Origin of the sequence: Pseudomonas jilinensis, from assembly GCF_003586265.1 — a bacterium.
In the GTDB taxonomy this organism is placed as follows: domain Bacteria; phylum Pseudomonadota; class Gammaproteobacteria; order Pseudomonadales; family Pseudomonadaceae; genus Halopseudomonas; species Halopseudomonas phragmitis.
The window spans coordinates 91,732-106,285 of sequence record NZ_QJSA01000011.1 but is presented as its reverse complement, the minus strand read 5'-3'; the positions used below and the strand labels follow the sequence as shown (position 1 = coordinate 106,285).

Annotated in this window: 13 protein-coding genes; 8 read left to right on the top strand and 5 right to left on the bottom strand. The window is 63.7% G+C overall.

The window, feature by feature from the left end; all coding sequences use genetic code 11:
• Window positions 1-308: 308 nt before the first annotated feature.
• Window positions 309-1,247, top strand: a complete 939-nt coding sequence (locus C2846_RS13070; protein ID WP_080048837.1) for an AraC family transcriptional regulator — start codon at window positions 309-311, stop codon at window positions 1,245-1,247.
• Here the strand turns inward: C2846_RS13070 and C2846_RS13065 are convergent.
• On the bottom strand, window positions 1,237-2,589 hold the full coding sequence (locus C2846_RS13065) for a sensor histidine kinase (RefSeq protein ID WP_420849053.1): 1,353 nt from the start codon (window positions 2,587-2,589) through the stop codon (window positions 1,237-1,239). The genes C2846_RS13070 and C2846_RS13065 overlap by 11 nt on opposite strands.
• Before the next feature lie 47 nt (window positions 2,590-2,636).
• Window positions 2,637-3,305: a response regulator gene (locus tag C2846_RS13060; protein WP_119701630.1), complete on the bottom strand. Its 669-nt coding sequence runs from the start codon at window positions 3,303-3,305 to the stop codon at window positions 2,637-2,639.
• Window positions 3,306-3,453: 148 nt separating this feature from the next.
• Between C2846_RS13060 and C2846_RS13055 the strand changes: the two genes are divergently transcribed.
• The 6 genes from C2846_RS13055 to C2846_RS13030 all read left to right on the top strand — a co-directional run bounded on the left by C2846_RS13055 (window position 3,454) and on the right by C2846_RS13030 (window position 9,224).
• A complete protein-coding gene (locus tag C2846_RS13055) occupies window positions 3,454-4,713 on the top strand; it encodes an OprD family porin (RefSeq protein ID WP_080048835.1) in 1,260 nt (419 codons plus the stop codon).
• Between the two features lie 27 nt (window positions 4,714-4,740).
• On the top strand, window positions 4,741-5,721 hold the full coding sequence (locus C2846_RS13050) for a Bug family tripartite tricarboxylate transporter substrate binding protein (protein ID WP_080048834.1): 981 nt from the start codon (window positions 4,741-4,743) through the stop codon (window positions 5,719-5,721).
• Window positions 5,722-5,782: 61 nt separating this feature from the next.
• Complete coding sequence (locus C2846_RS13045) at window positions 5,783-6,238, top strand: tripartite tricarboxylate transporter TctB family protein (protein ID WP_119701629.1); 456 nt, start codon at window positions 5,783-5,785, stop codon at window positions 6,236-6,238.
• Between the two features lie 2 nt (window positions 6,239-6,240).
• Entirely contained in the window at window positions 6,241-7,761 is a 1,521-nt protein-coding gene (locus C2846_RS13040; RefSeq protein WP_080048832.1) for a tripartite tricarboxylate transporter permease, read from the top strand.
• On the top strand, window positions 7,754-8,815 hold the full coding sequence (locus tag C2846_RS13035; RefSeq protein ID WP_119701628.1) for an AbrB family transcriptional regulator: 1,062 nt from the start codon (window positions 7,754-7,756) through the stop codon (window positions 8,813-8,815). Before C2846_RS13040 ends, C2846_RS13035 begins: the two co-directional genes overlap by 8 nt.
• A gap of 37 nt (window positions 8,816-8,852) precedes the next feature.
• A complete protein-coding gene (locus C2846_RS13030; protein ID WP_080048830.1) occupies window positions 8,853-9,224 on the top strand; it encodes a carboxymuconolactone decarboxylase family protein in 372 nt (123 codons plus the stop codon).
• Window positions 9,225-9,319: 95 nt separating this feature from the next.
• On the opposite strand, the gene C2846_RS13025 is transcribed toward C2846_RS13030, so the two are convergent.
• From C2846_RS13025 to C2846_RS13015, 3 genes are all read right to left on the bottom strand, one after another.
• Window positions 9,320-10,792, bottom strand: coding sequence for a PepSY domain-containing protein (locus C2846_RS13025; protein ID WP_119701627.1), 1,473 nt, complete (start codon window positions 10,790-10,792; stop codon window positions 9,320-9,322).
• Window positions 10,793-10,855: 63 nt separating this feature from the next.
• Entirely contained in the window at window positions 10,856-13,018 is a 2,163-nt protein-coding gene (locus C2846_RS13020) for a TonB-dependent receptor (RefSeq protein WP_119701626.1), read from the bottom strand.
• A gap of 77 nt (window positions 13,019-13,095) precedes the next feature.
• The gene (locus C2846_RS13015) at window positions 13,096-13,476 is read right to left on the bottom strand and encodes a DUF2946 family protein (protein WP_080048827.1); all 381 of its coding nucleotides are present in this window, start codon (window positions 13,474-13,476) and stop codon (window positions 13,096-13,098) included.
• A gap of 167 nt (window positions 13,477-13,643) precedes the next feature.
• Between C2846_RS13015 and C2846_RS13010 the strand changes: the two genes are divergently transcribed.
• Window positions 13,644-14,504: a hypothetical protein gene (locus C2846_RS13010; RefSeq protein ID WP_131038218.1), complete on the top strand. Its 861-nt coding sequence runs from the start codon at window positions 13,644-13,646 to the stop codon at window positions 14,502-14,504.
• Window positions 14,505-14,554: the final 50 nt, after the last annotated feature.

The following is a 14,554-nucleotide window of genomic DNA, read 5'->3' as shown; positions in this document are numbered from 1 at the left end:
ATCGTGAAGAAACGGCGCCATGAAAGGTGATGGCTAACCGAGAGGCTTACCTTAGGGTCAGAGGCAGATGGGGTGATAGCGGATTACTGCGAATTGATTGCCTGATTCTGCAGTGCGTTATTTTTGCTCCATTCCTGCTTGCCCCATGGGAGGGCACTGAATGGTTTCTATGAGCTTAAATGAAGCCTGTGTGACAAGGGTTTGCGCATTTCTGCCGAATTATTGCCTGATCCTGCAAAGCTGCCGGAAGGTTATTAGCGATTGTCTGATCCTGCGTATACTCGCGGTGAACCCTGTGGAGCACTCCGATGAGCGATCAGCCCAACCACCCTTTGTGCCGCAAACTGGCCGATCTGGTATTGGCTCACATGCCCGAAGAAGGCTTCAGCGAGACCGCCATTCCCGGTCTGGCGCTGTTCCGAGGTGATGGGCCGAGCAGTTGCAGTTCGGCCGTCTACCAGCCCTCACTGTGCGTCATCGCCCAAGGTCGCAAGAGCGTGCGCTTTGGCGATCGCGAGATCATCTATGAACCGCTGAGCTGCATGATCTCTAGCGTCGATCTGCCGGTAATCGGCCAGATCATTGATGCCAGTCCGGAAACCCCCTATCTGGCGGTCAAATTCGATTTCGACCCGGCCGAGGTCGCCGAGCTGGTCATGGAGCTGGGCCAGGACCTGCCGCCCCGACGCAGTGACAGCGACTGCCCGGGCATGGGCTGCGGGGTCTGCGTTGGGCAGGCTGATTTTGCCATTCTCGATGCCATGACCCGACTGGTGGCCCTGCTTGACTCACCCGCTGATGCACGCATTCTGTTACCGCTGATTCGCCGCGAGATCATTTATCGCGCCCTGGTTGGCGAAATGGGTCCGCGGATGCAGGAGTTCGTGCGCGCCGACAGCCAGGCCCAGCGTGTGGCGCGGGTCATCAGCCGACTCAAGGAGCGCTTCAGCGAACCGCTGCGCATTCGCGAGCTGGCCGACGAGGTCAACATGAGCGAGTCGACCCTGTATCACAGTTTCAAGCAGGTCACCCGGATGTCGCCATTGCAGTTCCAGAAAAAGCTGCGGTTGCATGAGGCGCGCCGACTGATGCTCGGCGAAGGACTGGAAGCCGCCACCGCCAGTTATCGGGTCGGCTATGAAAGCCCTTCGCAGTTCAGTCGCGAATACAGCCGCCTGTTCGGCGCTCCACCGCGTGCCGATGTCGACAAGCTGCGCCGTGAGCCGAGGTTGGAGGTCAGGGCCTGACTGGCTCGACCAGCATGCCTTCGGCAAACACCACCCGCACCAGCAGTCCGCCCAGTATCGTGCCACTGTGCAGGCTGATTTCGGCGCGGTGGGCGCGGCAGATTTCGCCGACGATCGACAGCCCCAGACCGGTGCCCTCGCCCTGGTGGTAAAAACGTTCGAAGACCTTGCCGCGCTCGGCTTCGGGAATGCCCGGGCCTGAGTCTTCGACTTCCAGGCTTGGGCCCGGCCCCAGGCGCAAAATGATCTGCCCGCCCGCCGGAGTATGGGCCAGTGCATTGTCGATCAGGTTGCTCAGTAGTTCCTGCAGCAGGGTCGGTTCACCCCAGATCTGCGCATCGTGCTCGGCTTCCAGCGCCAGTTCGATCCCGCGCTGATGGGCCAATGGCGCCAGCGCCATGCCCAGCTCCTGGATCAGCGGTCTCAGCGCTACCCGTTCGGCGCTGCCTTCGGCTACCGCGCGGGCGCCGCGCTCGATCCGGGCCATCGACAGCAGGCGGTTGGCCAGGCCGATGGTCCGATCGGTGCTGAGCAAGCCTTCTTCCAGCGCCTGGCGCCAGGCCTGCGGGTCGTCGCTGCGCAAACCCAGTTCCAGTCGGGCCTTGAGCCCGGCCAGCGGGGTCCGCAGTTCGTGCGAGGCTTCGGCGATGAAATCGCGCTGGCGCTCGAAGTTTTCCCGTAACCGGCCGGTGAAATGGTTGATCGACTCGACCAGTGGCTGGACTTCGCGCTGCAGCCCTTCGGTGCTGATCGGGCGCAGGTCATCACTGCGTCGGCTGGCGACCTGATCGCGCAGCCGGCGAAGCGGTGTCAGTGCGGCGCTGACCGCCAGCCACGACAGCAGCAGAGCGCTGGCGGCCAGCACGCCAAGGTTGATCAGCGATTGACGCTGCAGGTTGCGCGCCATGCGTTCGCGCGCGCCCAGGGTTTCGGCCACCCGGATCTCCGCCACACCCTGGACGCTGGCAGTGCTGACGGGTTGCAACAAGCTGACCAGCCGTACGCCGTTGCCGCGATAGTCGCTGGTGTAGAAACGCGCCAGTGCCGGGTAATCGCGGGTCAGTTCGGCATCCTCGGGAGGCGCCGGCAGATCTTCGAAGCCCGACAGGGTCTGGCCCTGGGGGTTGAGCACCTGATAGTACAACCGGCCGGAGATGTCGTAGGCAAAGTTGTCCAGGGCGATATAGGGCACGTCGACAAACAGTTCGCCGTCGGCATCGTACAGTCGTTCGGCCACTGCCCGTGCCGAGGACAACAACGAGCGATCGTAGGCGGTATCCGCCGCACGCTGGGCATTGCGATAGCCGCGATCGCCCACCAGCACCAGCAGAATCGCCAGCATCAGTGCCAGCCAGCGCAGCAAGCTGGAGCGCAGGCTACCGGCGCTGCTCACGTGGCGGCCTCGAGCAGATAGCCCAGGCCACGGAAGGTGACGATTCGCACCGGGCTGCCGTCGAGCTTGCGCCGCAGCCGGGAAATATAGATTTCAATCGCCTCGGGGTTGGCGTCCTGGTCCAGACCGAACACCTTGCCGGCCAGTTGATCCTTGCTCATGACCCGCCCGGGACGGGCGATCATGGCTTCGAGAACCGCATGCTCACGTGATGGCAGTTGCAGTGGCTGGCCATCCAGGCTGAAGCGCCGGTCGTTGAGGTCGTAAACCAGTGGGCCGCAGTGCTGCTGGCGCTCACCCCCCATCAGGCTGCGCCGCAGCAGCGCCTTGGCCCGGGCTTCGAGTTCACTGAGTTCGAAGGGTTTGGCCAGGTAATCGTCGGCGCCCAGATTCAGTCCGCGCACCCGGTCGTTGACTTCGCTGCGGGCTGTGAGCATCAGCACCGCCAGGGTCTGACCGCGCTCGCGCAATTGCCGCAGTACTTCAAAACCGTCGAGCCTGGGCAGCCCGACATCGAGAATCGCCAGCGCATAGTCCTCACTGCGCAGGGCCAGATCGGCGGCCACGCCATCGTGCAGGGTGTCCACGGTCCAGCCCGCCGCCTTGAGTGCGCGGGTCAGGCTATCGGCCAGTTCGGGGTCGTCTTCGACCAGCAGAATACGCACGGTGATCCTCGCTGTAGCTCTGTGTTCAGGCCTGAGTGTACACCGCAGATCAGTCGTCGGCATGATGACAGGTTGGTGAAAGGTTGGGCGCATAGCATCACTCCACGGTCGAGTAGACCGACAACAAAAACAATGGAGAACACGCCCCATGACAAGCATCCCGCTGGCGCGTTGGCGCCTGGCCTGTACCGCTACCCTGTCCTGTCTGATCGCCAGCCCGCTGGCTCTGGCCGACGGCTTTATCGAAGGCAGCAGCGCCAATCTGGAACTGCGCAATATCTATTTCAACCGCGATTTCCGTGAAGGCACTGGCCAGTCCAAGCGCGAGGAGTGGGCCCAGGGCTTTCTGCTCAATATCCAGTCCGGCTATACCCAGGGCCCGGTCGGCTTCGGCCTTGATGCCCAGGGCCTGCTTGGAGTCAAGCTGGACTCCGGGCGCGGACGTACCGGCACCGGCTTGTTGCCAACCCACGACGATGGGCGCGCCGCCGACGAATACAGCAAGCTGGGACTGACCGCCAAGGCGCGGATCTCCGAATCCGAGTTGCGCCTGGGCACCCTGATGCCCAAGCTGCCGGTCCTGCAGCCCAACGACAGTCGCATCCTGCCGCAGACCTTCGAGGGTGGCATGGTCAACGTCAATGAAATTGACCAGTTGGGTATCAGCCTCGGACGGCTGACCAAGGCCAAGGATCGTGACTCGACCGATGCCCAGGACATTGCGCTGAACAACAAAAACCGCCGCTTCGGTGGCCGTTTCAGTGCCGACCACTTTGATTGGGTGGGGCTGAACTACACGTTCGTGCCCGGCCTGGCGGGCAGTTACCATCTGGCACAACTGGATGATATCTACCGCCAACAGGTTTTCTCGCTCAACCACCAGCGCCCGCTGGCTGCCGGCCAACTGCGCGGCGAGCTGCGGGTCGCGGTCTCCGACGACCAGGGCTCGGCCCGTGCCGGCAAGATCGACAACCAGGCCTGGCAGGGCACTCTGGGTTACGCCCAGGATGGCCATCGGCTGATGCTGGCCTTGCAGAAAATGCGTGGTGACAGCGCCTTCCCCTATATCGATGGCAGCAACCCTTACCTGGTCAACTTCGTGCAGATCAACGACTTCGCCGAAGCCGGCGAGCGCTCCTGGCAACTGCGTTACGACTATGACTTCAAGCAGCTTGGCATCCCCGGCCTGAGCTTCATGAGCCGCTACATCAAGGGCGATCAGGCACGTCTGGTCAATGGCGAGCGAGGCCGTGAATGGGAGCGTAACAGCGAGCTGCAATACGTAATCCAGGACGGTCCGCTGAAGAATGTCGGGCTGCGCTGGCGCAACGCGAGCTACCGTTCCAGCTTTGCCCGTAATGCCGATGAGAACCGCCTGATCGTCAGCTACACGCTGCCGATCTGGTAACTAGAATAAGAACAGAGGAGAACTCCCATGAAATCCGTTCTGCGTTCCACCCTGATGGCGGCCGCCTGCCTGTGTCTGGCCAACTACACCCTGGCCGACGAGCCGCGACGTCCTGAATGTATTGCCCCGGCCTCGCCCGGCGGCGGCTTTGACCTGACCTGCAAGCTGGCCCAGAGCGCGCTGCTCGACAGCCAGAAGATCAGCCGGCCGATGCGCGTCACCTATATGCCCGGCGGCGTCGGCGCAGTGGCCTACAATGCCGTGGTTGCCCAGCGTGCAGCCGAGGGCGGCACCATCACCGCATTCTCGACCGGGTCGCTGCTCAATCTGGCCCAGGGCAAGTTTGGCCGTTTCGATGAAAATGCGGTGAAGTGGCTGGCCGCAATCGGCTCCAGCTATGGCGCCATCGCCGTGCGTAGCGACTCCGAATTCCAGACCCTGGATGATCTGGTGGCCGCGCTCAAGGCTGATCCGGGCAAGGTAGTGATTGGCTCTGGTGGTACCGTCGGTGGCCAGGACTGGATGCAAACCGCGCTGATCGCCCGCGCCGCCGGGATTGATCCGAGCCGCCTGCGTTATGTAGCCATGGAAGGTGGTGGCGAACTGGCCACCGCGCTGCTCGGTGGTCATATCCAGGTCGCCAGTACCGACATCTCCGACTCGGTGCCGCATATTGAAAGCGGTAGCATGCGGATTCTGGCGATCATGTCCGAAGAGCGTCTGCCGGGCGCGTCTGTCGCCGACATTCCGACCGCCAAAGAGCAGGGCTATGACGTCACCTGGCCGGTAATCCGTGGCTTCTACATGGGCCCGCGGGTCAGCGACGCCGACTACGCCTGGTGGAAGAACACCTTCGATGACCTGCTGGCCTCCGAAGACTTCGCCGAACTGCGTGAGCAGCGCGAGCTGTTCCCCTTCGCGCTGACCGGCGACGAGCTCGATAGCTACGTCAAGCAGCGGGTCGCCGAACTCAAGCAACTGGCCGCCGAGTTCGGTCTGACCCAGTAATTCTCTCCTGACGTTCCCTTAAGGCCGGCTGCCCGCCGGCCGCTTCCGCGAGGATACCGCCATGTACCATCGCCTGTTCGCGGCGTGCCTGCTGCTGGTCAGCGCCTGCCTGGCCTGGATTGCCTGGGGCTACCATGCCCCGTTTTCCTACGAGCCGGTCGGGCCGCGTGCCTATCCGTTGTTGCTGCTCGGCCTGCTGGCGGCCGGTGCTCTGCTGATTGTCTGCAAGCCGACGCTGGAGCGTGGCGCGGATGAAGAGACGCTGCCGGCGCCGGCCGTGCTTGGCAAGGTCGGTCTGTGTCTGCTGCTTCTGTTGGCCATGGCGGCCCTGTTCGAGCTGCTGGGCTTCATCGTCACCAGCAGCTTGTTTGCCCTGGCCATGTGCCGGTTGTTCGGCGGTCGCTGGCTGCATGGGGCAATTCTCGCGGTGGTGCTCGGCATTGGTCTGTATTTGCTGTTCGACCGCATTCTCGATGTTCCCTTGCCGCTCGGCGTGCTGGCCGGGCTGGAGTTCTGATCATGGATACCCTCAGTTATCTCAGCCAGGGCTTTGGTGTGGCCCTGAGCCCGAACAACCTGATCACTGCCCTGTCCGGCACCCTGATCGGAACCGTGGTCGGTCTGTTGCCGGGTCTGGGCCCGATCAATGGGGTGGCGCTGCTGATTCCGGTGGCCTTTGCCCTCGGTCTGCCACCGGAAACCGCGCTGATCCTGCTCGCCTCGGTGTATCTGGGTTGCGAGTACGGCGGGCGGATTTCCTCAATCCTGCTCAATATTCCCGGCGAAGCTTCGGCGGTGATGACTACCCTGGACGGTTACCCGCTGGCGCGTCAGGGCAAGGGCGGTATCGCCCTGTCGATCTCGGCCTGGAGTTCATTTATCGGTGGCCTGATCGCTACCCTCGGGGTAGTTGCCTTTGCTCCGCTGCTGGCCCAGTGGGCGGTGTCCTTTGGCCCGGCCGAATATTTCATGCTGATGGTGTTCGCCATCGTCTGCCTGGCCGGGATGGCCGGCAACAAGCCGGTCAAGACCGCCGTGGCGGTGGTGATCGGTCTACTGCTGTCGTGTATCGGCATCGACGCCAACAGCGGCGTCTACCGCTTCACCTTCGGCAGTCTGGGGCTGGCCGACGGCATTCAGTTCGTGGTGCTGGTGCTGGGGCTGTTCAGTGTCAGTGAAATCCTCATGTTGCTGGAGCGTACCCATCACGGCCAGGCGGCGGTCAAGGCCAGCGGGCGGATGCTGTTCAACTTCAAGGAAGGCGCCTCGGTATTTGCCACCAATATCCGCAGCGGTCTGACCGGTTTCATCTTCGGCATTCTGCCTGGCGCCGGCGCGACCCTGGCCAGTGCGGTCAGCTATATGTCGGAAAAACGCCTGGCTGGACCCAAGGGCAACTTTGGCAATGGCGACCTGCGCGGCCTGGCTGCTCCGGAAACCGCCAACAGTGCCTCGGCCTGCGGTTCGATGGTACCGATGCTGACCCTGGGTATCCCCGGTTCCGGCACCACCGCGGTGATGCTCGGCGCCCTGACCCTGTACAACATCACTCCCGGTCCGCTGCTGTTCCAGAACCAGCCGGATATCGTCTGGGGCCTGATCGCCTCGCTGTTCGTCGCCAACGTCATCCTGATCATCATGAATGTGCCGATGATCAAGGTGTTCACCCGCATCCTTGCGGTGCCGAACTGGGCACTGGTGCCGGCAATTGCGATCATCACCTCGATCGGCGTCTACGCCGTGCATGCCACCACCTTTGACCTGTTCCTGATGGTCGCCATCGGGGTGTTTGGCTATGTACTGCGCAAGCTCGACTTCCCGCTGTCGGCGCTGCTGCTTGGCTTTATCCTTGGCGGCATGATGGAGAGCAACCTGCGCCGGGCACTGTCGATCTCCAACGGCGATCTGGCGATTCTCTGGAGCAGCCCGATCACCCTGGCCCTGTGGGCGCTGGTGGCGCTGATGGTGGCGTTGCCGTTCTGGCGCGGTTATCGGGCACGCAAGGCCCGCCAGGTGCTGGCTGACGCAGCCAATGCCTGATCCGTTCAACCGGCTGGACCTGCTCAAGCGCGGGTCCACGCCGCTGATCGGTCTGCTCGGCGGCTGGATGGCCAGTGTCGCCGACTGGCCGTTGCCATGGATGGTCGGCTCGTTACTGGCGGTGATTGCCGTGCGTTGCTGTGGTTGGCTGGCCACACCGTTGCCGGGTGGTCGGCAGGCCGGGCAATGGATCGTTGCCAGCGCCATTGGCCTGCATTTCACTGCCCCGGTATTCGCCCAGATGTTGGCGCATTGGCCGGTGATTGTGCTCGGCGCCATGGGCACCTTCCTGCTCAGCCTGATCGGTATCGCCATCCTGCTGCGCGCCGGGGTCGACCGGCCCACCGCCTGGTTCGCCAGCATGCCCGGCGGAGCCAGTGAAATGGTGGTGCTGGGGCTTCGGCATCAGGCCAATCCGGCCCGGGTCGCCGCCGCCCACAGTCTGCGCCTGTTGTTGGTCGTGCTGATCATTCCGGCGTTGTTCACCTGGGGGCTGCCCAGTCCCGCGCCGCTGCCGCCGGGCCGGGTCGACTGGGCCTGGCTGGCTGTGCTGCTGCCGCTGGGAGCGCTGGCCGCCCTGCTCTGGCGCCGCCTTCAACAACCCAATCCCTGGATGCTTGGGCCGCTAATGGTATGCGCCAGTGCCAGCATTGTCTTCGAGCTGGATTTGGCCTTGCCGCCCGGTGCCGGAGAGCTGGGCCAGTGGCTGATTGGCTGCGCCCTGGGCTGTCACTTTAATCGATCCTTCTTTGGCAAGGCGCCGGGGTTTTTGCTGCGGGTCATGCTGTTCACTCTGCTGGCGATGCTGGTGGCTGCTGGCGCCGCTGAGGGATTGAGCTGGTTTGCCGAGGTCGACGACCTGAGCCTGATGCTTGGCATGATGCCTGGTGGTATCACCGAACTGTGCCTGACCGCCGAAGCCCTGCACCTGTCGGTAGCCTTAGTCACCGCGCTACAGGTGTTGCGACTGTTTCTGGTGATGTTTCTGGCCGAGCCGCTGTATCGCTGCTGGGTGCCACCGGGGGCAGAGAAAGCGCGGGACAAAAGCGGTTAAGCTGTGCTGATTTGTGTGATCACGCCAAGGAGACAGCATGAGCAATACCGATAATCCCGGACTCAAGGTTCGCCGCGAAGTCATGGGCGACGCCTTCGTTGACCGCGCCCTGGGCAACGCCACCGAGTTCAGCCAGCCGCTGCAGGAGTTTGTCAATGAGCATGCCTGGGGTGGGGTCTGGACTCGTGAAGGGCTGGACCGCAAGACCCGCAGTCTGATTACCCTGGCGGCGCTGACTGCGTTGAAATGCCCGCAGGAACTCAAGGGCCATGTGCGTGGTGCGCTGAATAACGGTTGCACGGTCGAGGAAATCCGTGAGGCATTGCTGCATTGCGCGGTTTATGCCGGTGTGCCAGCGGCCATCGACGCCTTCCGCGCCGCGCAGGAAGTAATCGACGCCCAGGCTTGAGGCGAGCCTGGGAGGCGGGAGCATCTGCTCCCGCAGCGCAGCTGGTGCATCCCTGGTCTTGAGCAGATGCTCAAGGCTCCCAGGAAAGCCCGAGGTCATGCCCGCGCTATGCGTCTGATCCGGCGCCAGCCGAGCGCTATACCGCTGAGGCTGATCAGCAACCCGCCGAGGCTGAAGCCGATCAGCACTGCCTCGCGCAGGCGCGGGCGCTCCAGCAGCCAGGGCAGATCCCAGCTGTGCAGCAGGTTGAACAGCCAGCGGGCCAGACGGCGGTTGCGGTCCAGCACATCCAGCACCGCGCCGGTGTGTGGGTCGAGCTGCAGCCAAGTGGCGGGCGCATCGTCAAAGCGGATGCGCAGCATCGGCAGCGGTCGCAGCCGGTGGCCGTACATGCTTTGCTCGGCGCGAGCCACATAGTAGAGGTCGTAGCGCTCAACCCATTCACTCTGCCAGCCCACCCCCGGCAGGCCGGCCTGAGCCGCGACCAGCAATTCGTTGCTATCCAGTTGCGTGCGGGCCTGGGCCTCAGGCTCAAGGGCGATGATCTGGCTCTGGCCATTGGCGGCGTAGCCGATCAGCCAGCTCTGGCCACCGAGCATGCGCCATTCCAGCTCGACCACCGGCGGGCCATTGGCGTTCAGCCGTGCCAGCGCGGTGGGCAGAGGCAGGTCGAACGCGGCCTGCTGCAGGTTGCCAGCCTGATATCCGGCCTGCAACCAGGCCGTCTGGCCGGCCAGCAGGTTCCATGGCCGCATCGACATCAGCCCGCTGAAGATCCAGGCCACCAGCACCAGCCCGAACAGCAGTCCGCCGATATGATGCCAACGGGCAAAGCCGTCGGGGTAAGGTGAACGTGAGCCGCTACGGTAGGGCTTGCTGAACCGCCAGCGCAGCAGGCCGACAACCATACCCAGTACGGCCAGCAGGGTGGCGGCCACGGACAGATACACCACCGCGTCGTGCCACAGCGGCTGCAGCCAGTTGCCGCGCAGTGGGTAGATCCAGTGCAGCCAGGCGCCGACCCAGTTCCAGCCGCGCTCCAGCGCGGTGACATCGCGCACCACGGCGCCGCTGGCACTGGAGATGTATAACCAGCGACGCTGTTCGTCGGCGATCTGCAGCCGATGCAACGGCCGGTCCGGATCAAGGCTGCGGGTATGGGTCCAGGGGTCTTCGTCGATCAGCCCGTGGTAGTTCAAGGCCACGCCCGGGGCGAACTGGGCGGCACTGGCCAGTGCCAGTTCGGCGTCGACAGCCGCGACTGGCTGACCGGTTCGGGCGTCGAAGGCGTGGACCTGGGTAGCCTGGTTCAGCAGGTAGTGCGGTTTGCCGGCGATACTGGTCAGGCGCAGGCTGTTGACCGGTCCGGGCAGCCCGTTGAGCAGCCGGCCCGGCTCCACGCAGCAGTCGTCCAGCGCCAGTACCGGCAGGCGCGCCCAGTGCTCGGTTGGGGTCAGCTTGGGGTAGCCGACATACAGCATCACCAGCCCGGAGCCGAACCACAGCGCCAGTAGCAGGCACAGGCCAATACCCAGCCAGCGATGCCAGAGATACAGATAGCGTTTCATGGGCAGCTATTCCCCTTTCGTTCCAATCCTTCTCCCGTGCTGATCGGGCCGTGCAGCCTTGATTCAGAACCGTACATGCACTGTCAGCTCCAGGTCGCGTGGCTCGCCCAGGTAGTACTGGCCGTTGCTCTGGTGAATGAAGCGGGCGTACTGCTCGTCGGTCAGGTTGCGGGCGCGCAGGGTCAGATCGCTGCCGCTGTCGAAGCGGTAGCGCAGGAAGGCGCCGTACAAGGTATAGGAGGGTACCCACTGGGTATTGGCATGGTTGGCGTAAACCGAGGAGACGTAGCGGGCATCCAGGCCGCCCTGCCAATGGCGGTTGAAGTCCTGGGTCAGCCACAGGTTGGCGACCTGTTTGGGAATGTTGCTGGGGGTCTTGCCCTTGCGCGAGATGATGTCGCTGCCGCTGCGCTCGTTGAAATCATCGAAGCGCGCATCGACCCAGCCCAGATTGCCTTCAAGCAGCAGGCGCTCGGTCAGTTTGAACGAGGCGCCGAGCTCTATCCCCTCGGAGGTCTGCTGGCCGACCGGTACAGTGCTGCCAGGGTTGTTCGGGTCGGCGACCGGGAAGTCCCGACGCACGATCCGGTACAGCGCGACGGTGGCGCTGGCGCGACCATCAAGAAAGTCCAGCTTGCTGCCGATTTCCCATTGTTCACCGGTGCTCAGATCGAAATCGCTTACCTGGGTGAAGCTGGCACTGGTCAGGGTGCCGCCGGGTGGTTCGGCCGAGGTGCTGTACTGGACGTAGAGCATAGCCTGATCGGTCAGGTCCCAGACCAGGCCCAGGCGCCCGGTGAAGGCGTCCCAGCGACGGTTGAAGCGAGCCGGGTCGGTGGCGCTGACGGTGCGGTGGTTGATCACCCGCAGGTCGATGTGGTCGTAGCGCAGGCCGCTGACCAGGGCCAGGTCGGGGCGCAGTTGCAGGCGGTTTTCGGCGAACAGCGCGCGGGTCTCGACCCGGTTGCTGCGGTCCTTGTTCCAACCACGACTGATGCCGGGAATATCATCGAAGGAGCCGGGATCAAAGCCGTTGGGGTCGACGCTATCGAGCAGTGCGTTGACCGACAGCGGAAAGCGGGTCTGGCGGTTGCGGCTGAAGTCGGCACCCAGTGCCCAGTCACTCGGTAGCGGGCCCAGATGGCTATGGGTCAGCCATTCCAGGCGGTTGCCGTTGAGTTCCTGGCTGTGCCGTTGCATGTAGGCGGCCGAACGCTCTACCGCGCTGTTGTCGGGGGTATAGCGGTAGACCTCGAGGTTGCGGTAATCACGCTGGCCACGGTAGTGGTAAAAAGTGTTGCGCAGGCTGCTGCCGGGGGCCAGCTGATACTCGGTGATTGAACGCAGCCAGCGCACGCGCTGCTCGTAGCGGCCATCGGCGACGTTGTAGTTGTTGAACCGGGTGCGGCGGTCGATGCGTAGTTTTCCCTGGCGCGGGTTGAGCGTCGGGGTGCCCCAGTAGGGGCTGTCTTCCCATTCTTCCAGATACTCGAGCGCCAGGGTGTGCGACAGCTTCGGGGTCAGGTCGCTGAGCAACGAGAACGCCAGGTTGTTGGCTTCGCGCTCCTGGCGGTCGATATAGCCATTGCTGGCGCTGCGGCTAACATCCAGGCGCAGGTAGTGACGCACGCCGGGACCGTCGTTGAGCGCTTGATTGCTGCCCATGGCCAGTTCGTGGCGGTCGAAGCGGGCGTAGCGCAGACGTGCTTCGCTGGCGTTGGCGCCGCGGTTGGCCAGCTTGGTCACGTAGTTCAGGGTGCCGCCGACCGAACCGCTGCCGTGGGCGAAGGACGAGGGCCCGCCGATCAGTTCGACACGATCATAAATCCAGCTGTCGATCGGGCGATTGGCGCTGTTGTACTGCAGGCTGATGCCGTTGAATAACTGATTGACCTGCGATCCATTAAAGCCGCGGTAGGCGACGTTGCCGCCATGCCCGGGCGGGGCGGCAGCATTCACGCCGGGCAGGCTGTTGGCGATTTCCTGAAAGTCACGGGCACCGATGCGCTCGATCTTGGCGCTGTCGGCCACGCTGACCGAGGCCGGGTTTTCCCGTGGGGTTAGCCCCAGCCGCGAGCCGGTGCTGATCGGCTGGTCCAGATTGAGCCCCGAAGACTGTGCTTCGGTGCCGGTGATGGTTGTGCTGGGTAGCTCCAGCGGAGCATGGTCGGCCAGGGCGAGACCGCTGGCGCTGGCCAGCAGTATGGCGAAATACTCGGGCTTCATTGATGGTTATCCTGTATCAGACACGGAGCGGCGCCCGCGCATTGCGGGTGCCAATCAAGGTGTTGGAACAGGAGGAACTAGGGGGCTCGGGGGTTGGCCGGCGGCCAGGCCTGACGGGGTGACAGTGGCTGTAGCGGTGGCCAGGCCGGAACCAGCGCCGGGCGCCGCCGTAGCAGGCAGATCAAGGCCAGAACCAGAGTCAGGCTCAGGGTCGTGAGCTGGCATAGCGGGCAATTGAAGGGCAGGCTCGGTGAGCCGGAGTGCTCCTTGAGCATGGGGTCGGCGACCAGGCTACCGTCAGACAGGCCCTCGCCCAGCGAACAGAACGCCACCTGACCCAGCGCCAGCCCCAGTGCCAGATGGGCGCTGTGGGTGAGCGCACAGGAAAACCCGCTGAGCAGAATGCTCAGATACAGTAGCAGGGCGATGTGGGTGCGCTGTTGTTTGCTCAGGGGCATGTTGGCAAATCTAGCAGGCCAACGTCGGTTCGCCAATCAGCGTGTCGCGGTTTGTACATTGCGGCCCGCCCGACGTGCGATAATGCCAAGTACACCCGTTGTATTCACCCATCTTGATTGTAGTGACGATGCCGCGTCCCAAGCTCCCTGTTTACAAGACCATCATCTTGGCACTGCTGATGTGGGTGGCTGCCGGCACCCAGGCCGAGGAGGCCGATTCGGTACTCGACTGGGCCCTCTGGCCTATTCCCGGGGCGGTCAATCTGGTCGATGGCCAGCCGCGCGACGGTATTGCCATGGAAGCCCTGGAATTGCTGATGGCCCGGCTGCCGGAACTGCAGCCACGTTACCGTCTGGCCAACCGCCCGCGCCAGCAGTACGACATGGAACAGGGCCTGGCGTTCTGCTCGATGCCGCTGCTGCGCCGTGCTGACAGCGATCAAATCGGTTATTTCATCCCGTTCATGGCCAGCACGCCGATCCAGGCGGTGATCCGCCAGGACGACCGCGAGCGCTTCCCGCTCGAGAACGGCAGCCTGTCGCTGAGCCGGTTATTGGCCGACACCGATCTGCGCGGTGGCCTATCAGGTTTTCGCACCTACCCACCAGCACTTGTCGCCTGGTTCGGCGAAGCCCAGGCCGTCGGGCGGCTGGAGTCTGTAACCGGCGCCCTGAGCGGTGAAAATTTGTTGCTGATGGTCAGTCACGGGCGGCTGGACTTCACCTTCGAGTTTGCCACCGTTACCCGGGCTATTACCCGACGCCTGGCTGTTCAGGCCCCGCTGTTGAGCCTGCCGATTCAGGAGCATCGCGAACTGGTGGAAACCGGCATCTACTGTACCCGCAGCGACTGGGGCCGGGCGATGGCCACCCGGCTGGACCTGGCCGTGCGCCAGATTGCCGCCGAACCTGATGCGTTGCTGGCGCTTTATGAGCGCTGGGTTCCGGAGGAAACCTACCAGGCGTTCGCCGATGAACTGCGCGCCTACTATCTGCAGCGCGCCGGTGAGCCTACCGCTCTACCTTGATTGGTCGCGCCTGCGCAGCAGGGCTGTTCGTGTTGTCCGTCCGACGTGCG